We start from the raw sequence: 25,608 nt of genomic DNA, 5'->3' as shown, positions 1-25,608 counted from the left end.
TTCATTTCAAGGAGGCGTTTCATGAATTCCGTCGGCCAGCCCCTGCAGCAGCGGCCCCTTACCACTAAATTAATCCTTGCCGGAATTGTGGGACTTATCGTATTTGCCCTATTCCAGATCATGCCCCAGCTTCTGCCGGGTTCAGGCGGTAATACAGCCATCATCAGTAAAAGTGAAGCCCAGGCCCAGGCCGCTGCTTTCGCAGCCTCCCGGCTCGGCTATGAAGCAAGTCCTGGGGATGAATGGGTTATTCTGTACAAGACAGACTCCTCCTTCTATGGCTATATGTCACGGGAGAAGCTGCTTGAGGATTATTCCAAGAACAAGCTGGATCAGCGGTATCCCTTTGATGTCTACCATGCCGCACTCTACACTTCCGGGGAAGTAGATGCCCTGCTCACGGTAGATCTCAATATGTATACAGGTGAAGCCGTTGCTTTCGCCCGGGGAGCAGATGCCGCAGCAGCCCCGGGACTGGATTACGGTGAAATGCCTGCTAAGGCTGCCGTTAAGAGCGGCAGTACTGCAAACCTTGCAAGCAGCGAACCTGGCCTCTCCCTCGAGCAAAAAGAAAAGCTTGCCGCACCCTGGCTGCAGCAATGGAATGTGAACCCGGCCAACCTGCAGATTGAGGCAAACAGCGGCAATTACGGGCTTGTCTATACCGACAGCTCAGTGAAGCTTGGGGAATCCCTGCTGCACTATAACTTCAACTTCACCGGCAGCTCTGTTTCCTATTACCGGGCCGGCTTCTCGGCCCCTGCCTGGCATGACACTTATGTTGATGAGCAGACCTCCCTGGCCAAGAAGCTCACCTTGTTCGGGTACGGGCTGCCCACATTGCTGCTAGGTATTCTGGCACTCATCTACAGCATTCTTCGGCAAAAGTACACTTCGTTCAAACGCGGGATCTTCTTGAGCTCCGTCCATTTCCTGATTATGATGGTCAGCAGCTACAATGTGCTCTCCGAATCGGGCAGCGGCAGTGCCGAAGCGAGGGTTACCGCTGTCATTATGTTCATTATCTATGTCCTGTACAGTCTGCTGATGTCGCTGCTCCTCTACTTCTCCCTGGTCGGAGGCGACGGGCTGTGGCGCAAGGAAGAGGGGCTTAACCCTTGGCCGCGGGCCAAAGAGCCTGGCTACGGCCAGTATGTACTGGACAGTATCCGCGCGGGTTATGTATGGGCGTTCATTCTGCTCGGAGTACAGACAATCATGTTCATTATCCTATCGCTTACCTTGAACAACTGGTCCACCACCGATGCCAGCCAGTCGCCCTACAATATGAAATATGCCTGGCTGCTGCCGGTTGTCGCCTGGCTGGCCGGGCTCTCGGAAGAGGCGGTCTACCGCCTGTTCGGCATCCGCATGGTGAAGAAGCTCGTCCGGAGTACCTTTATCGCCTCACTGATTACCACGCTGGTCTGGGCGCTGGGGCATACGCTCTACCCGATCTATCCGATCAGCTCGCGGCCGATTGAGCTTACCGTAATCGGGCTGCTGTTCAGTTATATTTTCCTGCGCTACGGCTTCATTGCCGTCATGTTCAGCCATGTGGTATTTGACAGCATTCTGATGGGGGCCACGCTGATCTTCATGCAGGACAAGGTAAATGTCGGTGCCGGGATTGTCACCATTATCCTGCCGTTCATCGTAGGCTACATCGTCTACCGTTTCAATCCTCCGCATAAGCCGGACCAGGCCCAGCCGGTACAGCCGCTGAATTAGGGATTGGGCAGTGCCGGAACGGCACAGCTCCAGACGTTGGATCAACCGTCCGTTCTTCATGCCATGCATACACAAATAGAAACGGCTGCGCCTCCTTGTCTCAAGGGAGCGCAGCCGTTTCTGTGAGCGGTGCAGGTGATTTCATGAAAGCTATAATGACGGTTCTTCATCCCTGAGCGCTTCGAGAATCTGCCCGGCCAGCTTCTCGCCGATCGACAGGGCGCGGAAATCCTCAAGGGACGCTTCCTTGATCTTCTTGAGCGAGCCGAAATGCTTCAGCAGCGCCTTCCGCCGCTTCTCCCCGATGCCCGGAATGGAATCCAGCTTCGAGGTGACCATCGACTTGCCGCGCTGTTCCCGGTGGAACGTAATCGCGAACCGGTGAACCTCATCCTGGATCCGCTGCAGCAGATAGAACTCCTGGCTGTCCCGGGCGAGCGGCACCGGCTCGGAGGAATCCCCCATCAGCAGCTGCGCCGTTCTGTGCTTGTCATCCTTGACCAGTCCGCAGACCGGGATGAACAGCCCCAGCTCATTCTCCAGAATATCGACAGCGGATGAGATCTGCCCCTTACCGCCGTCGACGACAATCAGATCCGGCTGCGGCAGATTCTCCTTGAGCACCCGCTCGTAGCGGCGGCGGATGACCTCGCGCATCGTCTCATAATCATCCGGCCCCTGCACGGTACGTACCTTGTATTTCCGGTACTCCTTCCGGGCAGGCTTGCCGTCGATGAAGACGACCATCGCCGAGACCGGGTTACTCCCCTGGATATTGGAGTTATCGAACGCTTCAATCCGGTTCAGCGAGGTCAGCCCGAGGCTCTGGCCCAGGCTGCTCGCCGCACCGGAGGTGCGCTCCTCGTCCCGCTCGATGAGGCGGAACTTCTCGTCCAGCGCCACGCGGCTGTTCTGGCAGGCCATGCCGACCATCTGCTTCTTCAGCCCGCGCTGCGGCACCAGCACCTTGACGCCCAGCCACTCCTGCAGGGCCGCTGCCCCGCCGGCCGCATCCACCGTGCCTTCGGCGGCGGCTTCCTGCTCCGCCTGGTCCTGCGGCGCTTCTGCGGCGGCGCGCACCGCAGCCGCCAGCTCCTCCGGACCGGACAGGCCGGCAGCCTGCGCGTCAGCCTCTGTGCCTGCGCCTTCGGCAGGCACCCCTGCAGCCTCAGCAGCATCCTCTGCTTCGAGGGCTGCGAGCATTTCCCGGCCGCCCAGCAGCCCGGCGGCCCCGGTCACTGCCGGCTCCGCAGCAGCGGAGCCGGACCCCGGCGCGGATGGCTTGACCGCGCCGGCACTTCCCGTATCCGGCAGCAGGATCTCCTGCGGAAGAGCCGGGTTGTCGCTGTAATACTGCGTCACGTAGGACATGAAATCACTGTACGCCTCCCCGTAGAACGGAAAAGCCGACGAGTGGCGCTGAATCATTTTACCCTGCCGCATGTACAGGATCTGCACACACATCCAGCCCTTATCCACTGCATAGCCGAAGACATCGCGGTCCTTCGTATCGGCAGTATTGATCTTCTGCTTCTCCATCAGGGCATCGATGTGAATGATCTGGTCACGCAGCTCCTTGGCCCGCTCGAAATACAGCTCCTCGGCAGCCTCCTGCATCTTCTTCTGCAGATCCTTCTTCACCGCATCGTGGCCCCCGCCAAGGAAGGCGGAGATATTCTGTATGATTTCCTCGTATGCCGACTTCGGCACTTCCTTCTCACAAGGCGCGAGACACTGGCCCATATGATAATACAGGCAGACCTCCTTGGGCATAACCCCGCATTTGCGCAGCGGATACATCCGGTCGAGCAGCTTCTTCGTCTGCTGGGCCGCATACCCGTTCGGATATGGGCCAAAGTATTTCGCTTTATCTTTCAGCACCCGGCGTGTAACCTCAAGACGCGGATGCGCTTCGTTCGTGATTTTCAAATAAGGAAAAGTCTTGTCATCCTTCAGCAGCACGTTGTAACGCGGCATATGCTTCTTAATGAGATTGCACTCCAGAATAAGTGCTTCCATATTGCTCGAGGTAACGATATATTCAAAATCAACAATATTGGCGACCAGCCGCTGCGTCTTGCCGTTATGGCTGCCGGTGAAATAAGAGCGCACGCGGTTCTTCAGCACCTTGGCCTTGCCCACGTAAATAATCGTACCCTCATCATTCTTCATCAGATAGCAGCCGGGCAGATCGGGCAGCAGCGCCAGTTTGTTGCGGATATTATCCATATAATCCATAAGTTCTCCCCCACCTGTTACTACACCTTATAAGGCAAGTGTCAACTGCCCGCCAGCGCAGTGGCGGTAAGAATTGACCTGATTATTATAGCACAAACGTTCGTGTGAACAACAGCTTCAGCCTGCGCTGACGCACAAAGCGCCTCCGGAGGACCGAAGGCGCTTTGTGCTGGAGGGGCCGCTCGGGCGCCCTCAGATGATGCAGATATATTGAATTATTGATGTTTAGCTACGATATTCTTAAGGGAATCCTTGGAGTTCAGTCCTACGACCTTATCCACTGGCTGGCCATCCTTGAAGAAGATCAGAGTAGGGATACTCATTACTCCGAAACGGGAAGCAGTCTCAGGATTCTCATCCACATTAAGTTTGGCAATCTTCACGCCGTCACCCAGCTCGGTGGACAATTCCTCGAGAATAGGGGCAAGCATTTTGCAAGGGCCGCACCAAGGTGCCCAGAAATCTACTACTACAGTACCTTGACCTTCCACTTCATTCACGAAGGATTGGTCAGACACGTTAACGATAGCCATGATATTGTTCCTCCTTAAAAGTTGTGTAAGCATCCGCTTCCTGAAACAGAATTGTACAAAAACTACTTCAGAAGCCTAGGCTCAAATTGAACGAAATAAGATCCGCCTCTATAGCCTGGGCCAAGTCTGCAGAAATTACTCCGAGAAATATAGCGGGATGCAGTGCTTCATGTAATATGATAACCAGATTACCATATACCGACACATGAACAGTATAACATAATTATCATGCTTTTGTTATATATTTTATAAAATTATATTGCATAAAATCAATTATTAGGCGCAGGCCGCATCTTTACAACTTCCCGGCAACTCCGTATACTTGAAGAAAGCGCATTAATTGTCAATGACTTCTCTCACATGTTACCTGTATAACTGTAACCCACTTCATGCAGTCATGCAACAGCAAGGAGGAAGAAATGATGGATGTCAATGCAAAGTTCCGTGACCCCCGGGAGCATATCAACGAGGAGCCCCGTAACGATCTTGGCGATTTATTGGTTGGTTTCTTCGGTATGACCGGATTTATGACTGTAGTGTTCTTCGGTATGGTAATTATCAAGTTTATAATGTCTGCCTGAGCTCATCCTCAGCGGCAGCACCGTCCGGTTAACCTGCATACAGGGAATTAACAAACAGCGGGGCCAGGGGCTTCTTGTCCAGGGTCCCGCTGTTCAAGTTAATCGCTCAGCGTTACGGACAGGAGAGACCTTAAGCCTGCGAAAAACACCTGCATTCGGGTTTTACGGACCCCAGCGACGTTATTTCGCTAAAAAAGTGGAGCTGACACCTGAAAAGTCCCGAATAAGGTCCGTGATGTCCGCAAGCCTGCCAAACAGACCGATTTGGGGCGGAGAAGGGCTGTGGTGTCCGCAAGTAATCAGATGAAGCTCGATTTTGACCCGGACAAACGGCTTCTGCCCTCAATAATCCGCTCAGCAGTACCTTCGGCTTACCTTAGTGGAAATCCCCCCCTATTTCCTGCTCCTGCGCCACATTCGATTTCAATAGCAAGAGTCCTCTAGCCCGGTTGAACATGTCTTTGACAAATACCTTCGCTACTATGCCTCAACAACAAAAAAACGGAGCGCTCATAACCCCGGAGTCAGCTAAGCCAGCTAAGCTCCAGGTCTATAAACGTTCCGTCCAGTTACGCATATCCTGCAATGAAACAATCTCGCGGTTCTGCGCCTCTCATGCAGTGAAATTCCCACGCTGCTTCCCGCTAATGGTCCCGCATAATCAAATCATCTTGCTCTGCCGCGCTGATTCTCCCCGTGCAGCGGAATGACCTCTACGAACGGGGCGATCCGGTCCATCAGCCGCTGTCCCTTGTAGACCTCTTCGCCATCCTTGCTGGTAATGCTAAGATGCTTCTCCAGCCCGTCCAGCGGATAATTTGAAGTATAGAAGGTAGGCTTGCGGTTCATCCGGTAATTCAGAATTGCGCCCAGCACATGGTCACGGGCCCACGGGTTCAAATTCTCGGCACCGATATCATCGAATATAAGCAGGTCGCAATTCTTCATCGTATCGACCATTTCCTTAAGCTTCTGATTATCCATCATAATCAGCTTGAGTTCCTCAATGAAATCCGGCATGTACACAATTACGCCGCTGTAGCCGGAGATAGCCAGCTCGTGAAGCAGATAACACATGAGGAAGGTCTTGCCTGTCCCGAAGCTGCCCTGCAGATAAATCCCCCGCGAAGTCAGCCCCTCTGCCCGCACAGTGGCAATATAGTCAAAAATTTTATTCACGGCACTGGCCCGCCGGGGGTCCTTGCCCATAATATCCATCTCATCGTAGCCGCCGTTCAGCACCCGTTCATCCACATAAAAGCTGCGGATCCGCTTGCGGATGCTGTCCTGGTTATCCTGGGCAATCTTCAGCTCACAGGGTGTCTTGCGCTCATATAGATCAGGGATACCGTTCACGGTCTCCACGGTAAGCTTGCTGTAATGGCCCTGGAAGTCGTTCGGACAATTCGCCAGGCCCGGGCAGTTCTTGCAGTTGCGGTCTTCCGCAACATACTGGTACAGCCGGCTCAAGTTCAGCCGCAGCCGCGAATCATCCAGCTCGGGATGCTCCGCCTGAAGCTGCTTGACCAGAGGATTGTTCAGCAGCCCCTGCTCCAAATCCCGTGAACGCTGGCGCAGAGCGGGATTGTTCATCGAACGCAGCACATCGCCCATAGACTCCATCGCTGCACCTCACTTTCTTCAGGGCGTTCTCAGGGCGCCCTTTTTCTTGCTGGCCTTAATATCGGCCGCTTTCTTCATCATCGCCGCGAATTCCTCATCCGATACCGTTCCGGCGCTGCCGTCATCGAGCACAATCGGAATTTCCGCCTTGCCTGAGCGTCCCGTATTCTTCGTATACGAGCGCTGGCGTGTTCCCGCCGTACCCGAGGACCCGGAGGCTCCCGAAGCAGCCCCCTTGCCTTTCACCTTGGACTGGTCGCGGATATACTTCACAGCCTTCTCGTACGTGTTCACCTGCTTAACCAGCATGTTGGAGGCAATCGCCTCCACGAAATTCCGGTTCATCCGCTGCTCGCCGCCGGAGGCAACCATCGTCATTAAATAATGGATAAGTACATTGATTACTTCCCCGTTAAGCTTGTAATTCAAATCTATCTTCTCAAATATATCCATCAGCTGGCCCGGAACCGCTCCAGGGAAAAATGTCTGCAGCAGCCGTGTATAAGGCTCGTTGCGCAGCATCATATTATATTGGTGTATATCACATTTGGACATAAACTGCGGAGGCACTTCGACATAAAACTCCATTTCGACCGGCTGCTCCACCGGTGCCGCGGACAAGTCGCTGTCCTCGGACGCTGCGGAACGCAGGGATACGACCTTGGCGGCAGCAATCTCCCGTTTCTCCTGGCGTTTCATATCCTGGCGGAAATGCTGGCTTGCCTTATGCTGCAGACTGTCCAGAATAACCTCGCCATCCGGTGTGAAGATATCATCTTCATCCAGCAGGCGGCAAAGATCCTGCGGTCCCAGCTCATACTTGCGGGCTACATAATTAATGACACCCATCTGGTTATGATCGAAGCGCAGCTTCTCCACATGCCTGCGGTTGACCGATTCACGCGGGAAGCGCAGAATAATGTCACTGTAGCCGATAGCCGGTTCGGCGGCTTGCACGGCTCCCGGCTGGCGTACAGAGGCCACCTCGGCCAGTGCCTGCTCCAGCTCATAATCAATCACATGGGTATTCAGCTCGAAGATATCGTAAAAGGGCACGGAAATATTCTCTTTGCCGACCCCGCGCCGGCTCCAGTCCTCCGGCTCCCGGTTCCAGAACTGCTCCCGCAGCGATAATACGGCGAACTTGCCGATCTTGTCCCGGAGCAGCAGCGTCAAATGCTGCGTTGCAAAAAAATCTGACGGTGACAATGGCGGCATTAACTCGTATTCATACATATAATCATCGTTCTCCGCAGCATAGATCCGGCAGGTCTGCAGCAGCCCTACCGCTTCCAGCCGCGAAGCCTGGTCAACTAAATATTTGCGGCCCTTCTCGTTAGGCTCCACGCCCAGGGTCATAAAGAGCCTGCGCTGCTGCTCCACACCGGAATAACCGATAGACTCAGCCGGAATATGCTCGAATAGCAGCCTGTACAAGCTTATAGCGAAAGCGCCGACCATCGGCTGATAGACCGAGCCCAGCATACGCCCATCGACATGGCTTAGACCGAATTCGCGGGAAACGCAGTACCGATGATGTTCGGTGAAATGATGCAGGTTGCTCATGCGCATCTGCGGATACCCCTTTCTACTATACAAAATCATGTAGATTTCTATTCTATCACAAAACACCCGGCCGGAAATGTAAAAAAAAGATGAATCCTTGCTGATTCTGCTTACCGAACATACAAAAAACGGCGTCACCCTTGTAGAAGAGGATCAGCCGTTTATCATCATTGCTCCAAGCAGTCTTTCAGAACATCTTGTACCCGCCAAGCCGCAGCTTCTGGATCGTCCATCCGCTCAGCACTGCACCGGCCAGGCCGGCAACCCCGGTAAGATAATCAACGAAGTGAAACGTAGAGAGATGCTCCCACAGTGACATCGCGCTCCGGTCCCAGATGGAGTAGACCACTATAGGCAGAATGACGATGACGAACAGATAGGCGGGAAACCAGGTGGTCTTCATTAACATGTTAAGAATAAAGCCGATACCGAACATCATCACAAAGAACAAAACGGCCAGAACAAACACTGGAATGAATCCCATCGTACCGCCATCCCCTCTCTCTATAAAGAACCGCACATCAAACCTTATTTAATAGTAAGTTTACTAGAAAAAATGTAGCGAAGCAATGAACATTATCGTCCAGCTTCTTTAAGTTCCGGTCATACAAGTACAGCTCCGTTTGCTCTTGGCCGTTCGCATGCGATACAATGCAAATAGGATTAAGTTCGTACATATTATTGGTATGTAAAAAATGAAGGAGTGAGAACATGAACGAAGCCGCTTTGACACTGGAAGGCTGGTACGCACTGCATGACTTCCGCTCTCTGAACTGGACTGCCTGGACAGCAGCCGATGATGAAGAACGCGCAGTCGCCCTGGAGGAGCTGCACGGATTTATGCAGGAGTGGGGGCCTGTGGAGGAAGCCAAGGAAGGCAGCTCTGCCGTGTATTCCATCGTTGGCCAGAAGGCTGATTTCGTGATGATGTTTCTGCGTGAGAGCCTGGAAGCGCTGAATGCGCTTGAAACGGCATTTAACAAAATTGCCTTCGCCCAATATACAACCAAAGCCTACTCATATGTAAGTATCGTTGAGCTCAGTAATTATGCTGCCGGAGGAAGCGCCGGGGACGGCAGCGATCCGCTGCAGAATCCGCATGTGGCTGCCCGGCTGAAGCCCGTTCTGCCGCAGGCGAAGCATATCTGCTTCTATCCGATGAACAAGAAACGTGAGCTGGCTGACAACTGGTATATGCTTGATATGGACAAACGGCGCGAGCTGATGTATTCACATGGCCTGATTGGCCGCGGGTATGCCGGCAAGGTCAAGCAGATCATAACCGGATCGGTCGGATTCGACGACTGGGAATGGGGCGTTACCCTGTTTGCTGAAGATGCGCTGCAGTTCAAGAAGCTTGTCTACGAGATGCGTTTTGACGAAGTGAGTGCACGTTACGGGGAGTTCGGCCCCTTCTATGTCGGCAATCTGCTGACAGAGGAATCCTTCGAAGAGATGCTGAAGCTGTAAAATATCACACATGTAGAATACTTATTCTTCAAAAAAAGGTTGTATCTCTGCTTAACGAGATACAACCTTTTGTACTATTATTAGTGCGGCAGAAGAACCTCTATTTCTGCTCTTCTTCCATCTCTTCGCTGTTGTCACCGTCTTCCCTGTCCCGCAGGCTCTCCAGATACTCAGCCGTCGCCCGGTCACGGGCCCGGCCCTTATCCTTCAGCCGCTCTATAGCGGGCTGAATGAGCAGATCAATCTCCTTCTGGACCGGGTAGGCCAGATCATACCGGCTCTGATCCTCAAGATAGGTTCCCACCTCGATCAGGGCATTATAGCGGTCGAGCTCTTCACGTGTTAACAATCCCCGGACCTGCACGCTGCAATGGCGCATATCAGAAGAATCTTCCTTTTTTCAGTACCAGCGGAATGCCGCCGATGATGAACAGATAGCGCATATCTACAACCTTTTTCAGCTGCGCGGCTGTCCAGCCCTTATAAGTCTTGTCACCTACAACCGCAATACCCTGGCCTTTGCCCAGTGAGGCTACAGTGCCTTTATTGCTGAAGGCAAATTTCTTCGGCTGCTGGCTGCGGATTGCCGCTACGAGATTATGCGCACAGCACTCTCCCTGCTGCATGGCAATTTGTGCCGTCGGCGGATAAGGGCGTCCTTCCGGATTAATCATAAGGGAACCGTCACCGATAATGAAAATATTCTCATGCCCCGGAGCACGCAGGTATTCATCGACCTTCACCCGTCCGCGCATCGCTTCAAAGCCGGCCGCTTCAATCAGACGGTTGCCGCGGATGCCTCCGGTCCAGACGATGGTTGAAGCCTTGATCTCTTCACCGGTTGCGAGGATTACACCGCCTGGCAGGCATTCCTTAATGGCAACACCAATCTTGAAGGTGACTCCCTTCTTCGTAAGCACGGTCATAGCGTGCTCAACCAGCTCAGGCGCAAAGCCCGGCAGGGCTGTCGGCGCAGCTTCTACATTATAGATGTTGACCATGCTTGGATCGACATCATATTCTTTGCACAGTGCCGGAATCCGGTCAGCCAGCTCAGCCACAAATTCAATACCGCTGAAGCCTGCCCCGCCCACAACAAAGTTAATATGCTCCTGGGCATTATTCTCATTCTTGTATTTGGCAAATTGATACTCGATATGCTCGCGGATCAGCCGCACAGAGTTAATGCTGCGGATCGTCAATGCATATTTGTCCAGTCCCGGAATCCCGAATGTTTCAGGCTCGCCGCCAAGAGCGATTACGAGATAATCATAAGAAAGGGTTCCGTCCTCCAGGATAACCTTCTTCTGCTGGGTGCGGATCTCCTGTACGGAAGATTTCACAAGATCGATCTTGAATTCATCGATTAATTTGGAGATCGATACGCGTGTATGCTCAATGCTGTCCGTCCCCGCTGCAGGCATATGCAGATGGGTCGTGAAATAATGATACTCATGGCGGTTCACCAGGGTTACATCAGCTTCATTATAATTCAAAGCTTTCTGCAGCCGCTGGGCGGTCAAAATACCTCCATATCCCGCGCCTAGGATAACGATTTTGGGAATACTGCTCATGTTCCGGCTCCTTCCAACAGGTGAATCTGTCTATGTGTTATTTTTTGTAAAATAATTCAGGTTCTTTTGTGAATTTATACACTTAAATTCAGAAGAATTTCCAATTAAACTTAAAGGATTTCTAAAATAACCATATCCATTGTAAACCTTAGTATCGTTTTAATCAAATACAATCATACAACAAAATGTCACATTTTTCAGCGTAATCAAAGCCTTTGCAGGCAGGTGCCACAATGTTTATAATGAGTAGGTACGCAAGTATGGCAATTTGAAACTATCAACTCGGAGGTGCAATATTACGTGACACTAGAGCAATCCGTTCCTATGAGCGATCTGATCATCATAGGTGGGGGACCGGCCGGTATGTTTGCTGCTTTCTATGGCGGCATGCGCCAGGCTTCGGTAACACTTATTGAAAGTATGCCCCAATTGGGGGGGCAGCTTGCTGCTCTTTATCCCGAAAAATATATTTACGACGTAGCCGGCTTTCCGAAGGTCACCGGACAGGAGCTGGTTGACAACCTTTCACGGCAGATGGAGCTGTTCCAGTCCGATATCCGCCTGGAGGAGAAGGTTCTATCCGTCGTGAAGCAGGACGAACGCCACTTCGTTGTCACCACCGATAAAGCAGAATATCACAGCAAAGCGATTATCATAACTGCAGGTGTAGGCGCATTCGAGCCGCGGCGTCTGGAAGTTCCTGATGCAGCGCGTTTCGAGAAAGCTAATCTGAATTATTTCGTCAGCGATTTGAATGCCTACAAAGGCAAAAAAGTGCTGATCAGCGGCGGCGGCGACTCTGCTGTTGACTGGGCGCTGATGCTCGAGCCTATCGCAGAGCAGGTAACCCTGATCCACCGCCGGGATAAATTCCGCGCACATGAGCACAGCGTCGAGAATCTGATGGCCTCCAAGGTTAACGTAATTACACCTTCCGAGATCACTGAGCTGCACGGTGAAGAATTCATTACCAAGGTAACCTTGTCCCATATCAAGACCAAGGAAACACAAGAAATCGAAGTGGACAGTGTTATTGTCAATTTCGGCTTCGTTTCTTCGCTGGGACCGATTGCGCAGTGGGGCATCGAGATTGAAGGCAACTCCATTGTGGTTGACTCACGCATGGAGACCAGCGTTCCGGGTATCTTCGCAGCCGGCGATATCACTACCTATCCGGGCAAGCTGAAGCTGATCGCTGTGGGCTTCGGTGAAGCGCCAACCGCTGTGAATAACGCCAAGGTCTATATTGATCCCGAAGCGAAGCTCTCGCCGGGACACAGCAGCAACCTCAAGCTTTAGAACGGGACCATCTCCAGTTAAATGCTTACAATAAAAGGGTATCCTTTCAGGTTGATTCCACCTCAACTTGAAAAGATACCCTATTCTGTGATGCTGCGGCTAGATTAATTGCGATGCTGTAACTGTGGCTCTGTTCTTTAATGAAGAACCGCATGGACTGGAGAGTGTAAGTTCCGTTTGAGAATTTCAGCGAGTAACAGAGCGATGAAATCATGCTCCAATTGCAGCTCTATCGCTCTATGATAAGAGTCCAGCAGCATCTCATCCGACAATTCAACCATAACGTTCACCTACCTTTCCTTTATTTGAATCTGAATCTATCATAGCAAACTATCATTTTCCGAACAAGCGTTCTTATTATCCACAAGCTGTTGTGGAGATCCTGTGTATAAAATGTTAGTAAGGCCAGCAAAGCCAGAGATTGTACGGTGGACTATGGGGATAATAGTTATGCACAGGACAATTTATCCAATTGTCCGTCCGATAAATTTGCAGAAAGTTCATAATTGGCTGGGATTTTTTTATTTTCTTACTTACCTCTTACCTCTGAATTGACATGACTAAACGCAATATTAGCTTATAACTATATTTATCGTCAATTACTAAAAATACAATTAATTATTTCGGTCTCGTATTCACTTCGAGAATCCATATTTTCCCACGCTGATCTACAGCATAATCAAAGCCAAGCTCCCCGATTCCGGGAAAATGCCGCTCCAGCAGTTCGGTGCAAATCAGCGTCAGCCTCCGCATCTCCGCTTTTTTGGCCGAGGTCCGGACCCTGGGCAATGATCTTCTCAGTCCCTGCCGGCAGCTGAGCATTGTTCCCCCTTTGCAAAGATTCGTAACGAACAACCCCGGCCGCGCCACCCGGCCTACCATCGAGCGGAACTCCCAGTGATCGCCGTTCTTGACCACCTTGACCCGGTAATCAATCGGACGCCCGGATACACGGGCAAGCGAGATGCCCTGCTGCATTAGATATCTCCGCTTCACCTTAAATCTGTCCAAGGCATGCCGCATCGAAGCGAAATCACGGTACACACGCGTGTTATGCATATACGTGAAGCCATATCCGCGGTGATCGCGGAATACCTTAATTACACCGTACCCTCCGCCGCCAACTACCGGCTTAATTACCACATTCCCGTATCTTCCAAGCATCGCTAACAATCCGGCAGCACTATATTCCCGTGTCCGCGGAATATAACCGGCAACCCGTGAATCGCTAAGCAGCGCTGCGGTCTTCAGCAGCTTGCTTGCCAGCTCTCTCCCTGCCATGATTACGCCCTCCCCTTTCGCATTTCCCAGCCTACCCTATAGATTACTCACGAAAGAGCGTGCCCTCCTGTATGATTGTCCGTGTAACCGGGTCGCTACAGCAAAAAAGGGCATATAGCCGCAGAGGCTTTATGTCCCGGTATTCCGCCTGTTCCAGGTCTGGAATATTCTTAAAATTCGTTGTATTATAGGCTGGAGGGGAGGATTTCCTGATGGCACAGCTTTTTGAAATCCTGTATTGGCTTGCGATGATCGGCATGTCTGTTGTCCTGGCAGGAACCACGGTGTTGGTCTGTCTGCTGGGCTTCAAATTCATCAGAGACCGCCGCAGAGTCCTCGGCGCCGGCTGCATCGCCTTTTCCCTGGGGGCTGCTGCCCTGATTGTATTTATGATTAATCTCAAGTTTATCCTTTGACTGTGAAGAAGAATGTCCTCCGCCGCAGAACGGCAGATGGCCATTCTTTTTTTTGTGCCTGCCCTCAGCTCTACTCAGCTCTAATAGATACTATATTTTATGAAACTGTGCAGGGTTGGACTGTGTAGATGGACAGCTTCATCCGCTGAATTATAGCTGCACTCTCATCCAAAATTTCACATTATCATCAACTTACACAATATCCCTGAAATGTATCTATGTTAAAATAATAGCGTAAATACTCGAAAAAGGAGATTATCTCGTGTCAAAACCTGTGTACGGCAAACAAGCCGCTCAAATCAGAGCGGACGCCAAAGACTCCGGACCGGTGTCCGGGCTTGTATGGGCATTATGTCTGGCATTCGTATTGTTTCTCGGCTGGACCCCTTTTCAGGTCGGATTATTCAACGGAACAAGAATTGAATTCGATAAGCCCATTTATGTAGCAGCCCTCATAAGCGGCCTGCTCCTGTTGTTCTCCATCGCCTTATCCTGCAAATCCTTCAAATTGGACGGGCAGCTGGAACTGCTCAGCGTAGCCGCAATCCTGCTCCCGCTCACCTATGCGCTATCGCTGATTAACGCCGCCTCACATTATACAGCGATGAACCTGCTGTTCATCCAATTCACTTATGCCGCTGTCTTCATTACCAGTGTGTATCTGCTTAAGCAGAAGCAGCTCAATCAGCTCCTTCAGCTTGCGGTGCTTGCAGTTGCTTATCTGATCGTCGGCTTCGGCCTGCTGAACTGGCTCGGAAGCTGGAGACTTGCCGGCAGCCTTACCGGATGGTTCACCGATGCTGTAGAAGGCGGCCGGTACAGCGAGGCTGTAATGACTGACTCTAACGGCCTGCGCCTGACCTCAGTTTTCCAGTACGCCAATACATATGCAGCCTTCCTGATGGCCTTCCTGTTCGTGGCCTTATTCGCCCTAATCCGCTCCCGGAAATGGTACGGGCAGCTGATGCACGGGTTCATGCTCGTCCCGCTCATTGTTTCGCTGCTGCTTACCTTATCCCGCGGCGGATTGGTCCTGCTTCCGGTAGTCTTCATTCTGCTGCTGCTCTTCCTGAAGCCTGTGCAGCAGATTCTCTGGATCATCCAGCTTGCTGTCGCAGGTGTACTGTCTCTGCTGATCACGAATCCGGTAACCCGGCTCGGTCTTGAGCTGAATACGGCCTTCACTTCCGCAGCAGCCCTCAAAGGCTGGGCTTATCTGCTGGGCGCCTCAGCCTGTGCTTCAGCAATCGCCCTGGTCATTCAGCGCTGGTTGGCCCCTTGGCTCTATCGCAAGCTGGGCAGTGCAGAGACACGCCGCTGGAGCGGGCTGTGGATTCCTGTGGTATCCGTCGCCGGGGTAGCATTAATCGCCTTCTTGTTGATCGGAACCAGCGCGCGTAATATTTTACCGGCGAATATCGGGACACGGCTGGAGAATATCAACTTCAGGCAGCACAGTGTACTCGAACGGTTTACTTTTTATAAGGATGCCATGAAGGTTGTCAAGGATTACCCTGTGCTCGGAGCAGGAGGCGGGGGATGGGCATCACTCTATGAGCATTATCAGAACAACCCCTATGTGAGCCGGCAGGTCCATAACTTCTTCCTCCAGTACCTGATCGAGGTAGGCATTCTCGGCTTCCTCGTGTGTATGGGCTTTATCCTGTTTATTTTCTACAAATATATCAAGGGGTATCTGAAGCGCCGGAATGATGATTACAACAACGGGTTCTTTTACCTTATTATCGCGTTATCCATTCTTGTCCACAGTCTGCTTGATTTCAATATGAGCTATGCCTTCATGGGAATCCTGGTCTTCCTCTCACTGGGGGGGATGGCTGTCGCCATGGAGAGCAAGCCGCTGCGCCTGCAGTGGAACAAACGCTGGTTCAGAGCCGGATATTTCGGCCTGCTGGGTATAGCTACGGGGTACCTCCTGTTCCTGTCCCTCGGTTATATCAGTTCAAGCTCTGAGGCTTACAAAGCCAAGAAGCTGATGGGCGTCAGCCAATCGTATGAAGAGCTCAAAGCTCCGCTGGTAAAGGCGCTTAAGAACCGTCCTAATCATCCGGAATCAGCAGCTTATCTCTCCTTGCTGGATCAGAAGGTATTCGTCCAGACGCAGGATGTGCAATTCCTGGATGAAACCTATGCCGTGTTAACCCGCGCCTTGAAGGATGAGCCCTATAACAAGGATCTGCTCGCCCAGTTAGTAAGTTACTATGATTTAAGAGACCAGAGTGATGAGGCTTACCGCGTATACCTGGATAATGCCGGTAAGTTCAACTGGGATATAAACTGGTATGATCAGCTGATCAGCCGGGCAGCTCTTCTCGGACAGAAGGACAATGCGCATCAGGATCAGGCGGGAAAAGAAACCTACTGGGGCGTGGCACTCGCTGCATATCAGCATGTGACAGACGGCATTGTTCATTTGCAGACACTCCCTCCCGAGCAGCTTCAGGGCCGTGAATTCTTCATCACGCCAACCATTGCCTTGAATGCAGGCCGGGTAGAATACTTGTCCGGACAAGAAGAAGCGGCGCTGGCCACGCTGAAGAAAGGCTTCATTAACGGTTACGAGGACCTGGCAGAGCCCGGAACCCACTGGGGTACAGACTGGTACAGCGCAGTGATCAGCCGCTCCTATGATTTAGGTTCTGCTGCCTTGAAGCGGGCACAGGAAGCTTATGCGCTGGGGCAGAATGATCTGGGGGATCAGGAGACGCTTACCAAGCAGCGGTATTACCGGACCGGACTGGATGCCTATGCTCATGCTGTTACGAACGAGGAACTGCTAAGCAAACAACCGGATGCTGGGGATCTATATCAAGAACCAAGAGTAACAGCCCCTATCCGGCTGAACGCCGGCAAGCTGCAATATATGTCAGGACAGCTCCAGGCTGCCGCTGACACACTGAAGTCTGGCCTTACTGAGGATTATAGTGATACCGTGAACCGCGAGGCGGCCCGCTGGTACCTGGCGGCACTGCAGCGGAAGAATGCCGCGCTCGATCAGGCGGTATATGACAAGCTGATTGCAGCAGATCCGGAAGAGGCGGTCAAGATCGGCGAAATTACCGGCATGCAGCTTTAACCCTATCCGCAAAAGCCTAGATAACAGACAAAGAGCGCCTGCCGGATGGCAGGACGCTCTTTGTCTGTTGCTTAGATCAGTATAAATTAAGCTCACTTGTAACCACTGTAAGCTCCGGTTCAGCCGCGTGCTGCCGGATATTCAGTCTGCAAAATGGAATACTCACCCTTCTTGTTCAATTCTTATGTACTGCTCTGTGAAATCCGCTCCTTGATTCAACGCATGGATCAGACGGAGAAGCCCATCTTGTCCGGCTATAGAGTACCACCGCGTAACCTCAGAGCAAGCTGTAATGTAGTTTTTCCAGGCCTCTGCAGTACCATAATTAAAGGCCTCATGAGTGTCTAAAGGCTCCAATCCGGCAAGACCGGCATCCTGTTCCTTAGTCTCTCCCGGTGTTGTAAGTTTCGCAAACCGCCCGTCCACCATCGAAGCAAGCCCTTCATCGAACCATACAGGCACCACATTCCTGTTATGCAGCCTTTCCCTGAGTTCTGCATGAGTGAGTTCATGAGAGATCACATTTTCATTAAACCCGTCTGGACCAATCACAATATAATTCCTCCAGGGCAGATAATAGGTTTGCCCGGTCGGGTTCTCCGCGTATTTGTCCAGTTGCTTAGCAGATAAGGCAAGAATCAGGCAGGGTTCTGAGCTTCTCCCGCCAAAAACGGCTTCTAGCTTATCCCGTGAGCGGTCAACGTAATGGAGCAGCTCTTCCTTGATGTCCTGAGACAAATCAGGCTCAATATAAATATCGGGGCTGAGCTCAACCATCGCAGAATAATTAACCAGGGCGGCATGGACAGGCTTGGCATAGGCTATCAGTGAAATGATGAGTAAAGATATGAACATTACTCCTGCTGCGATCATTATTTTAATCCGGTTATTACTGATTCTTATCATGTTGTCCAGCAAACCCCCATACTTGTTATTACATCCGGATATTACAATTTCCGCCTATGAGAATTTTGATGTAGAGTTTCTGTGCAGATGAACTTCTGGCTCCGCCTCCAGTCATAGCAGACAACAAATGGCAATCCCGTTATTCTTATGACCATAGGGATCGTCCAGGTAAAGGAACTACAGCAGAACTGATATCTTCAATTCCAAGGACGAACTCAGGGATAGTTGTATTTTGTACAGCTAAAAGTAACAGAATGGGATGCCGACATCTTATAACTGCAGTTCGTACAACTAAATCTGCTGAATTTGGCTTAAGCCAACCACAACAGGTACTTTAACTGCAGCAACTACAACTAAACGTTGGAACGGCAGAGAAATAAACGATTTTAGTTGTACGAAGTACAATTAAGCTAATCCAGATTTGTGAAATGGGAGGATTCTAACCTCTTTAAGTGGTTTACCTAAAATCACTTCATCAGTTAATTCCTAAATTCCGTACAACCCTCTGCCGATGAGGTTTGCAGTAACCGGCTTCCTGCCGATCTCCCGGGACCATACAGACAGCTGGCCGATGTGATGAATCTCGTGAGCAATTACATGACGCAGCACTTCGCCGTAAGGATGGGGCTCCCGTTCCCCGTCATCGGTAATATCAATCATAATAAGGTCCTCCATGCTCTCATTCCAGCCATAGATAAACGGGGCAAGCTCCCCGTGACAACGGGCCGACAGCTCCCTGATCTGCTGCAGGCTGGCCACTTCCTCAAACAGAGGGAACTCAATCTCCTTACCTTCAATGCCGCCGCAGATCCAGCCGTACTCCACTGCAATAATATGATAAAGCGTAGGCAGAATGTAGCCCATTCCTCCGGTTCGCTGCTTCATCAGCTCTTCCATCCCCACCGTTTCACACCAGCCGAACCAGTCCTCACGCACTTGCCAGTTATACTCGAATAGCTTCAGCATGTCGTTGCCTCCAGTGTTCATAAATTTCATATCTTCTACTATCCAAATTCGCGATATCCTTCCGCATTCCTGCTAATTGTGAATAAGAGGTGGGAATTCCATTTAACGTAAACGGGGTGTCATTAACTCACATCCTCTCTCTTATGCCCGGTATACAGCAATTTGTGAAGTATTGATTATAGCTGTACTTTTCACGGATAACGTATAATTTCGGGGATCAGACTTAGCGCTGTTCAAAATGGATCCAATAAGGAGAGGTTGTAATCATTGTGAAAAAACGAAAACGCTTGTTAGCCATGCTTGTAATCTTCCTGCTGCTGTTCTCGTCCGTGCCATTATCCTCATCTGCCGAGGAAATAACTGATCCTTTACACGGAATGATCAACATTCAGAATAACAATCAGAATAAGTGGAAGGGCAGTGTGTTTGGTGATGTAGGAGGTCAGGACAAAATTACGCCGGCCAACTTCGAAATCACGGAGCAGGGCAGCGGAGCGGTTACCCTCCGAAGCGCAAACGACAGAGGCAAAATATCCGGCACTACCGAAGGAATTGCTTATTATTATCAAGCGATTGATCCCGCGGTCAATTTCGAATTAACTGCGACAGCCCATGTAGATGCCTGGACGGCAAATAATCAGGTATCCTTCGGTATCATGCTGCGCAGCAATGTGTGGGATAACCAATCCGGAGCGTACACCGGAGACTACGTATCCGCAGGTGCATTGGACCAAGAAATGAAAGCGTTTCACAAATTACAGACTGATAAAAGCTTACAGAAGCTCGGGTTTGAGCAGGCAAGCCGTCCGGCCCAGGGGGAAGAGTACGAATTAAGCATCAAGAAAACCGGGGATTTGTATACCGTACGGATTGGAAACGAAGTCAAGATCATCGAAGGCTTCAATGGCTCCATACAATATGCCGGTCTGTATACGGCCAGAAATACAACAGTCACCTTCCGCAACATCCAATTAAACCAGGAAGGACAAGTAGATCTTGGGCCATGGGCATTCAGCGCTTTCGGGGGAAACACAACTCCGGTGAAGAACTCCGAGCCTGCTGTGGAGAACCCTTCTACAGTAACGATGACTACTTACGGCGGTAAGATCTCAAGCAGCGATGAGGGACTATCTTTCTATTACAAGGAGATTCCCGCTGATATGAACTTTGAGCTTAAAGCCAAAGCTGTAGTTACCGCATTCAATACTAATAGCAGCGTCAGCACACCTAATCAGAAATCCTTCGGGCTGATGCTCCGGGATACTGTTGGTTTAAATGGGGATTCCAGCACAACTACCTCCAATTACGCTGCAGTCGGTGCCTTGGATTTAGTGATGAAAGGCTTTTATAAGAAGGCTGCCCAAGTGAAGCTGAATCCGTTCAGCGGGAGTAATCCTCCTGCCGCGGGAGAAGCCTACGATCTCAGCATCAGGAAGTCGGGCAATACGTACCTGCTAAGCAGTAACGGGCAGACTGAAATCGTGACCCTGGAGGATACGTTCAGCGATACGATTTTTGCCGGGATTTATGTGGCCAGAGATGCAACCGTAACCTTCAGTGAAATAGACATTCAGGCCGAGACCAAACGTGTAACAGGCTTGTCTGCCGACACGAGCGGGATGGCGAAAACCTCCTATCTGGCAGGTGAACCCCTGGATCTGACCGGGCTGCTTGTTAAAGCTGTCTTCTCCGATAACAGTGAGGCCATCCTGTCTCCTGCCGACTATATTGTAACCGGCTTTGACAGCAGCCAGCCTGGTACTAACACAGTAACCATCAATTATAACGGCGCTTCCGCAACCATTGCACTGCAAATTTTGCCGTTATCCATGACTTCATTAGCAGTCAAATATGAGCCGGCCAAAACCATCTATTATCCAGGGGATACTTTTGATTCAGAGGGACTTGTTGTCACTGCCACATATAATGACGGCTTTCTGATCAAAGAGCTGACGGGCGACCTCTATACGCTCTCCATTAACGGTCAACCCGTAACAGAAGAGCTTCCCTATATTTTTGCCGAGCCGGGTACCTATGAAGTAATGATCACATCCGCAGAGGCTCAAGCCATCACTACAGCATTAAATGTCAAGGTCATTGATGCTACCCTGTCCCAATTAGAGATCAGACATGAGCCCAAGCAAACCGTCTATTACATTGGTGACTCCATCCAACTGGAAGGGCTCTCTGTTTATGCTCATTATGCTGATCATGCTCAGGTAAGGCTGACCAAAGATGAATACACCGTCTCCCCCCTTAACACTCAGGCACCGGGAGATAAGGAAATCACAGTAACTCATAAAGGAATAACCGCAAAATTCACGGTTCAGGTCAAAATCAAAGAGCTGACTGGTATCGAAATAACAAGCTATCCGGCAACCACCTTCTTTGTAAACGAGAACTTTGACAGCACCCAGCTGATTGTATCGAAGGTGTATGACAACTCCGACCGGGAGATTCTAAGCGGGTTCACGCTGGACAGCTCCAATTACAATAGCCAGCAGGCTGGCGTATACGAGATTAACATCATCCCCGATGATTCATCCATTCATCCAATTTCATATGCGGTCACGGTAAAAGAAAAGATAGAGCCCGTATGGCACAGCATCGCTTTCGGCCAGTCTACATCTGCTGCGAATAACACGATCCTCCACAAAGACGATGGGACTGTGCGGCTGATCGCCCTTGAGGGCGGCGGCAAGGTTACGGAAGACCACGATGGCATTACCTTCTACTACACAGAGCTCAATGCGGCAGAAGATAACTTCGTTTTGTCTGCGGATATAGAGGTGCTAACTTATGCCAAAACTCCATATGACGGGCAGGAATCATTCGGTATCATGGCGCGGGATGCCATCGGGACACCCGGGAATTCCAGCGTATTCGCTGCGAATATCGCTGCAATCGGCGGGTACAGCGGCGGTACAAGAAGCCCTTTGGGCACCCAGCTGTTTGTCCGTTCCGGGGTAGAGAAGTCTGATGGAACCGGAAGCAAGGGTATTAAGACGATTATGCTGAGGGAAGAACGGCCTGGGCCCGGCAATACTGACCCTGCAGCACCTTACCGGTTAACGTTGGCCAAGACGAACAGCGGCTTCACCGGCCAGCTCAATAAGGGTCAGGAAGCTATCCATTTCCAGCCGGATATTCTAAAAGTACAAGACTCCACTATGTATGTCGGATTCTATGTGGCACGTCTCGCTACGATAGATGTCCGTAATATCCAATTGACGGTGACAAGTGCAGCTACAGATTCTCCGAAAGTCGAACCGCCGGCAACTCCGGTAACACCTGGCTTTAGCATACTGTCTTTAGGCAAGACCTCTTCGCCGAAATATCCGATGATTATTCGACCTAATGTGAACGGAACCGTGACGGTGAAGCAAGGTTCCAAGATCATCACACAGGATGCCCTGGCAACAGCCAATCAGCGGCTTACGATTCCGGCGGTACTCAGTGCGCAAGGGGATACGAACTTCAGTGTGACTTTTTGGCCGGAGGATACCCAGTACTTAACCTCTTACGATAAAATCGTCCAGAATTTCACTGTAACCATGAGCAGCTATGGCGACGGGGACGATATTTATGTCTCTCCTGCAGGAACCAGCACCGGGGATGGCACCATGGCTCTCCCGCTTGATCTTGATACCGCAATTGATTATGTCAAGCCAGGTCAGCATATCATTGTACTTGACGGCCGGTACATGCGGAAATCACCACTTGTCATTCCAAAGTACAATGATGGCACCGAGGCCGCCAAGAAGTATCTGGAAGCAGCGCCTGGTGCAAGGCCCGTCATAGATTTTGACAAAAAAACAGAAGGTGTGCTGCTCAGCGGGAACTACTGGCATGTGAAGGGACTGGATTTCACCCGCTCGGCTGCTAATACTAAGGGCTTCACGGTTGGCGGTAACTATAACATCGTTGAGAACAGCCGCTTCTATGCTAACGGGGACACAGGGCTGCAGATCAGCCGGACGGACGGAACGGCACAGGAGATCGCCGAATGGCCGTCCTACAATCTGATTCTGAACAGCACCTCCTTCGATAACCGCGATCCGTCTGACAATAATGCAGATGGCTTTGCCGCGAAATTAACTTCCGGCGTTGGGAATATTTTCAGAGGCTGCCTGGCACATAACAACATTGACGACGGCTGGGACCTGTACACCAAGGCAGGCTCAGGCGCAATCGGTCCGGTATTAATCGAGAACAGCGCCGCCTTCAATAACGGGTATTTAACAGACGGAACGATCGGAGCTGGCGATAAAAACGGGTTCAAGCTGGGCGGGGAAGGCATTCACGTTGCGCATACGATCCGTAATTCTATCGCCTTCGGAAATGGCGCCTATGGCTTCACCAGCAACAGTAATCCGGGTGTTATTGCAACTAACAATATCGCATTCAATAATACACGCGGTAACCTGAGCTTCACCACGTATGATTCAATCACTGCGGATTTTAAAATTAACGGCTTTGTATCTTACCAGACGAAGAGCATCGGCAAGGACCAGTACCCGGCTTCCTTGGCCGCCGACAATAACTTCATGTACGACGGTACAGCGTCAGTCAACAAGTCAGGCAAGCAGCTGACGGAGGCTAACTTTGGAAGTTTACAGCCGGTGGCTTCCTATTTAAGGGATGCCGAGGGCAATGTCCTCTGGGGTGACTTTCTGAAATTCATTCCTTTCGGAGAACCACAGCCAGAACCGGAGCCACAGCCGGAGCCTGAGCCGCAACCTGAACCCGAGCCGCAGCCGGAACCACAGCCGGAGCCGGAGCCGCAACCGGAGCCAGAACCACAGCCAGTGCCGGAGCCACAGCCGGAGATCAGTCCGTCACCAAGTCCTTCGTCTTCGCCGGGTCCGACTGCTACACCTAGTCCGACTGCTACACCTAGTCCGACTGCAGCGCCTAACACAGGCAGCACTAGTTCAGCTACCGGGGATTCCTCTACTACGGTTCTCCTGCTGGACGGCAGCGTAAGCATTGAATTACCTGTAACGGTTAGTACAGGGAAGGCGAGAGCCACATTGACTGAAGCCTCCCTGCACAAGATAGTAGCTCTAGCCAAAGCTGATTCAACAGGTAACAAGACTATACGGATTCAGCTTACTGCAGGTCCGGCCAAAGACATTGAGGAAATTGAGTTAAGCCTCCCTGCTTCAGCATTCCGGTCAGGAGACGCTCAGTTGCAGCTTGAGATCCGTTCATCACTCGCGACAATCGGGATACCTGACAGTATATTCTCTGCGGAGACACTGAACGGTGCTAAGGCGGTTACATTATCACTAAGAACCATTGAGACCGAGGGGCAGCTGCAAACAAAGTTAGGCGCCAGCCCGCTCATCGGATACGAGCTTCTGCTGGATGGGGTAAGCCGGCAGCCTGACACTCTAAAGTCAGCCCTGCTAATCGGACTCCCCCATTCACCCGCCGTTCCTGCAGCGGAGAATGCCTTCATTGTAGTCTGGAAGGTCAATGAACAGGGAATCATCCAGCCCGTAATACACGGGGAGTATAATGCAGAAAAGCAGCAGGCCATTGTCTCAACGACACAGGCCTCCGGCCGGTATGCAGCAGTCTATCATCACAAGACATTCCAGGATATCCCTCCGTCACATTGGGCTAAGTCCGTAATTGAAGTACTCAGCTCCAAGGGGATCATCAACGGTATGTCAGACAGCGAATTCAGGCCGGAACAGGCCGTCTCACGCGCAGATTTCGCATTGTTGCTGGTCAGAGCATTGGAGCTTAATGCAGTAGACGGGACCGGCTTCACGGATGTATCACCGGGTGATTATTACTACAAGGAGCTTATGACAGCCCAGAAGCTTGGCATTGTGACCGGCCAGCCGGATGGACACTTCCAGCCGAATGAACCGGTATCCAGGCAAGAGATGTTCGTTATGGCCGCTAGAGCTCTACAGGCAGCAGAGGTCTTGAAGCCGGGTACGGCGGCTGCCTCTGTAATAGATAGCTTTGTGGATCATCACCAAATCTCCAGTTATGCGGCAGATAATATTGCAGCATTGGCAGCAGCAGGTCTCATTAAGGGAGATGCCCTGCAGCAGCTCATGCCCACTGCACACTCGACTCGTGCCGAAGCGGCGATGCTGATCTATAGAATTCTTATGCAGCAAGCAGAGGCGGCTGCGCCGTCACTATAGAGGATATGGCGAAGAGTGTTGGATGATGGGCGGATGAACAAAAAACAACCTGGTGCGGGCGTTGTCCGTACCGGGTTGTTTTTACAGTTACAATACATTTTGCGTAAAACCCTTTGGGGATTTTCCGTTTTATAGGGTGAAATCCTATCCATATTCT

General features: G+C 51.2%; 18 protein-coding genes. 7 read left to right on the top strand and 11 right to left on the bottom strand.

The window, feature by feature from the left end; all coding sequences use genetic code 11:
• The first annotated feature begins 21 nt into the window (after positions 1-21).
• Positions 22-1,731 carry a CPBP family intramembrane glutamic endopeptidase gene (locus LOS79_RS31050; RefSeq protein WP_315414815.1) on the top strand — a complete coding sequence of 570 codons (1,710 nt, stop codon included), beginning with the start codon at positions 22-24 and terminating at the stop codon, positions 1,729-1,731.
• A gap of 150 nt (positions 1,732-1,881) precedes the next feature.
• Here the strand turns inward: LOS79_RS31050 and uvrC are convergent, their stop codons facing one another.
• Positions 1,882-3,969 (bottom strand): excinuclease ABC subunit UvrC, encoded by a 2,088-nt coding sequence (gene uvrC, locus LOS79_RS31045; protein WP_315414813.1) that lies wholly within the window; start codon positions 3,967-3,969, stop codon positions 1,882-1,884.
• Positions 3,970-4,184: 215 nt separating this feature from the next.
• On the bottom strand, positions 4,185-4,502 hold the full coding sequence (gene trxA, locus LOS79_RS31040) for a thioredoxin (RefSeq protein WP_039306971.1): 318 nt from the start codon (positions 4,500-4,502) through the stop codon (positions 4,185-4,187).
• Between the two features lie 422 nt (positions 4,503-4,924).
• On the opposite strand from trxA, the gene LOS79_RS31035 reads away from it, so the two are divergent.
• On the top strand, positions 4,925-5,083 hold the full coding sequence (locus LOS79_RS31035) for a YqzM family protein (protein WP_315422543.1): 159 nt from the start codon (positions 4,925-4,927) through the stop codon (positions 5,081-5,083).
• 666 nt (positions 5,084-5,749) lie between these two features.
• Here LOS79_RS31035 and dnaI read toward each other — a convergent pair.
• From dnaI to LOS79_RS31020, 3 genes are all read right to left on the bottom strand, one after another.
• On the bottom strand, positions 5,750-6,706 hold the full coding sequence (dnaI, locus tag LOS79_RS31030) for a primosomal protein DnaI (RefSeq protein ID WP_315414811.1): 957 nt from the start codon (positions 6,704-6,706) through the stop codon (positions 5,750-5,752).
• An 18-nt stretch (positions 6,707-6,724) separates the two neighbouring features.
• The gene (locus LOS79_RS31025; protein ID WP_315414810.1) at positions 6,725-8,278 is read right to left on the bottom strand and encodes a replication initiation and membrane attachment family protein; all 1,554 of its coding nucleotides are present in this window, start codon (positions 8,276-8,278) and stop codon (positions 6,725-6,727) included.
• Positions 8,279-8,459: 181 nt separating this feature from the next.
• Entirely contained in the window at positions 8,460-8,756 is a 297-nt protein-coding gene (locus tag LOS79_RS31020; protein ID WP_315414809.1) for a YuiB family protein, read from the bottom strand.
• Positions 8,757-8,983: 227 nt separating this feature from the next.
• Between LOS79_RS31020 and hemQ the strand changes: the two genes are divergently transcribed.
• Positions 8,984-9,742 (top strand): hydrogen peroxide-dependent heme synthase, encoded by a 759-nt coding sequence (hemQ, locus tag LOS79_RS31015; protein WP_315414808.1) that lies wholly within the window; start codon positions 8,984-8,986, stop codon positions 9,740-9,742.
• A gap of 100 nt (positions 9,743-9,842) precedes the next feature.
• On the opposite strand, the gene LOS79_RS31010 is transcribed toward hemQ, so the two are convergent.
• A complete protein-coding gene (locus LOS79_RS31010; RefSeq protein ID WP_315414807.1) occupies positions 9,843-10,121 on the bottom strand; it encodes a hypothetical protein in 279 nt (92 codons plus the stop codon).
• 1 nt (position 10,122) lies between these two features.
• Positions 10,123-11,316, bottom strand: a complete 1,194-nt coding sequence (locus tag LOS79_RS31005; RefSeq protein ID WP_315414805.1) for an NAD(P)/FAD-dependent oxidoreductase — start codon at positions 11,314-11,316, stop codon at positions 10,123-10,125.
• A 324-nt stretch (positions 11,317-11,640) separates the two neighbouring features.
• Between LOS79_RS31005 and LOS79_RS31000 the strand changes: the two genes are divergently transcribed.
• Positions 11,641-12,615, top strand: coding sequence for an NAD(P)/FAD-dependent oxidoreductase (locus tag LOS79_RS31000; protein ID WP_315414803.1), 975 nt, complete (start codon positions 11,641-11,643; stop codon positions 12,613-12,615).
• Positions 12,616-12,752: 137 nt separating this feature from the next.
• On the opposite strand, the gene sda is transcribed toward LOS79_RS31000, so the two are convergent.
• Together sda and LOS79_RS30990 are read right to left on the bottom strand one after the other, a co-directional pair.
• Entirely contained in the window at positions 12,753-12,896 is a 144-nt protein-coding gene (sda, locus tag LOS79_RS30995) for a sporulation histidine kinase inhibitor Sda (RefSeq protein WP_315414802.1), read from the bottom strand.
• 337 nt (positions 12,897-13,233) lie between these two features.
• A complete protein-coding gene (locus LOS79_RS30990) occupies positions 13,234-13,896 on the bottom strand; it encodes a YheC/YheD family protein (RefSeq protein WP_315414800.1) in 663 nt (220 codons plus the stop codon).
• A 212-nt stretch (positions 13,897-14,108) separates the two neighbouring features.
• Here LOS79_RS30990 and LOS79_RS30985 point away from each other — a divergent pair, with 212 nt between their 5' ends.
• Positions 14,109-14,312, top strand: coding sequence for a hypothetical protein (locus LOS79_RS30985; protein WP_315414799.1), 204 nt, complete (start codon positions 14,109-14,111; stop codon positions 14,310-14,312).
• A 262-nt stretch (positions 14,313-14,574) separates the two neighbouring features.
• Complete coding sequence (locus tag LOS79_RS30980; protein WP_315414797.1) at positions 14,575-17,409, top strand: PglL family O-oligosaccharyltransferase; 2,835 nt, start codon at positions 14,575-14,577, stop codon at positions 17,407-17,409.
• Positions 17,410-17,571: 162 nt separating this feature from the next.
• On the opposite strand, the gene LOS79_RS30975 is transcribed toward LOS79_RS30980, so the two are convergent.
• Positions 17,572-18,282, bottom strand: a complete 711-nt coding sequence (locus tag LOS79_RS30975) for a hypothetical protein (protein WP_315414796.1) — start codon at positions 18,280-18,282, stop codon at positions 17,572-17,574.
• Positions 18,283-18,801: 519 nt separating this feature from the next.
• Positions 18,802-19,281, bottom strand: a complete 480-nt coding sequence (locus LOS79_RS30970; RefSeq protein ID WP_315414795.1) for a DinB family protein — start codon at positions 19,279-19,281, stop codon at positions 18,802-18,804.
• A 269-nt stretch (positions 19,282-19,550) separates the two neighbouring features.
• Between LOS79_RS30970 and LOS79_RS30965 the strand changes: the two genes are divergently transcribed.
• Positions 19,551-25,451, top strand: a complete 5,901-nt coding sequence (locus tag LOS79_RS30965; protein ID WP_315414794.1) for a right-handed parallel beta-helix repeat-containing protein — start codon at positions 19,551-19,553, stop codon at positions 25,449-25,451.
• Positions 25,452-25,608: the final 157 nt, after the last annotated feature.

The organism is Paenibacillus sp. MMS20-IR301, assembly GCF_032302195.1.
GTDB lineage: Bacteria > Bacillota > Bacilli > Paenibacillales > Paenibacillaceae > Paenibacillus_AQ.
Note: the sequence above shows the minus strand (reverse complement) of the source record. Positions and strands in the feature narration are given on the sequence as shown.

Excerpts from the sequence above, each read along its gene's own strand:
- LOS79_RS31050 (WP_315414815.1), top strand. The coding sequence starts at position 22 with ATGAATTCCGTCGGCCAGCCCCTGCAGCAGCGGCCCCTTACCACTAAA.
- uvrC (WP_315414813.1), bottom strand. The coding sequence starts at position 3,969 with ATGGATTATATGGATAATATCCGCAACAAACTGGCGCTGCTGCCCGAT.
- trxA (WP_039306971.1), bottom strand. The coding sequence starts at position 4,502 with ATGGCTATCGTTAACGTGTCTGACCAATCCTTCGTGAATGAAGTGGAA.
- LOS79_RS31035 (WP_315422543.1), top strand. The coding sequence starts at position 4,925 with ATGGATGTCAATGCAAAGTTCCGTGACCCCCGGGAGCATATCAACGAG.
- dnaI (WP_315414811.1), bottom strand. The coding sequence starts at position 6,706 with ATGGAGTCTATGGGCGATGTGCTGCGTTCGATGAACAATCCCGCTCTG.
- LOS79_RS31025 (WP_315414810.1), bottom strand. The coding sequence starts at position 8,278 with ATGCGCATGAGCAACCTGCATCATTTCACCGAACATCATCGGTACTGC.
- LOS79_RS31020 (WP_315414809.1), bottom strand. The coding sequence starts at position 8,756 with ATGGGATTCATTCCAGTGTTTGTTCTGGCCGTTTTGTTCTTTGTGATG.
- hemQ (WP_315414808.1), top strand. The coding sequence starts at position 8,984 with ATGAACGAAGCCGCTTTGACACTGGAAGGCTGGTACGCACTGCATGAC.
- LOS79_RS31010 (WP_315414807.1), bottom strand. The coding sequence starts at position 10,121 with ATGCGCCATTGCAGCGTGCAGGTCCGGGGATTGTTAACACGTGAAGAG.
- LOS79_RS31005 (WP_315414805.1), bottom strand. The coding sequence starts at position 11,316 with ATGAGCAGTATTCCCAAAATCGTTATCCTAGGCGCGGGATATGGAGGT.
- LOS79_RS31000 (WP_315414803.1), top strand. The coding sequence starts at position 11,641 with ATGAGCGATCTGATCATCATAGGTGGGGGACCGGCCGGTATGTTTGCT.
- sda (WP_315414802.1), bottom strand. The coding sequence starts at position 12,896 with ATGGTTGAATTGTCGGATGAGATGCTGCTGGACTCTTATCATAGAGCG.
- LOS79_RS30990 (WP_315414800.1), bottom strand. The coding sequence starts at position 13,896 with ATGGCAGGGAGAGAGCTGGCAAGCAAGCTGCTGAAGACCGCAGCGCTG.
- LOS79_RS30985 (WP_315414799.1), top strand. The coding sequence starts at position 14,109 with ATGGCACAGCTTTTTGAAATCCTGTATTGGCTTGCGATGATCGGCATG.
- LOS79_RS30975 (WP_315414796.1), bottom strand. The coding sequence starts at position 18,282 with ATGATCGCAGCAGGAGTAATGTTCATATCTTTACTCATCATTTCACTG.
- LOS79_RS30970 (WP_315414795.1), bottom strand. The coding sequence starts at position 19,281 with ATGCTGAAGCTATTCGAGTATAACTGGCAAGTGCGTGAGGACTGGTTC.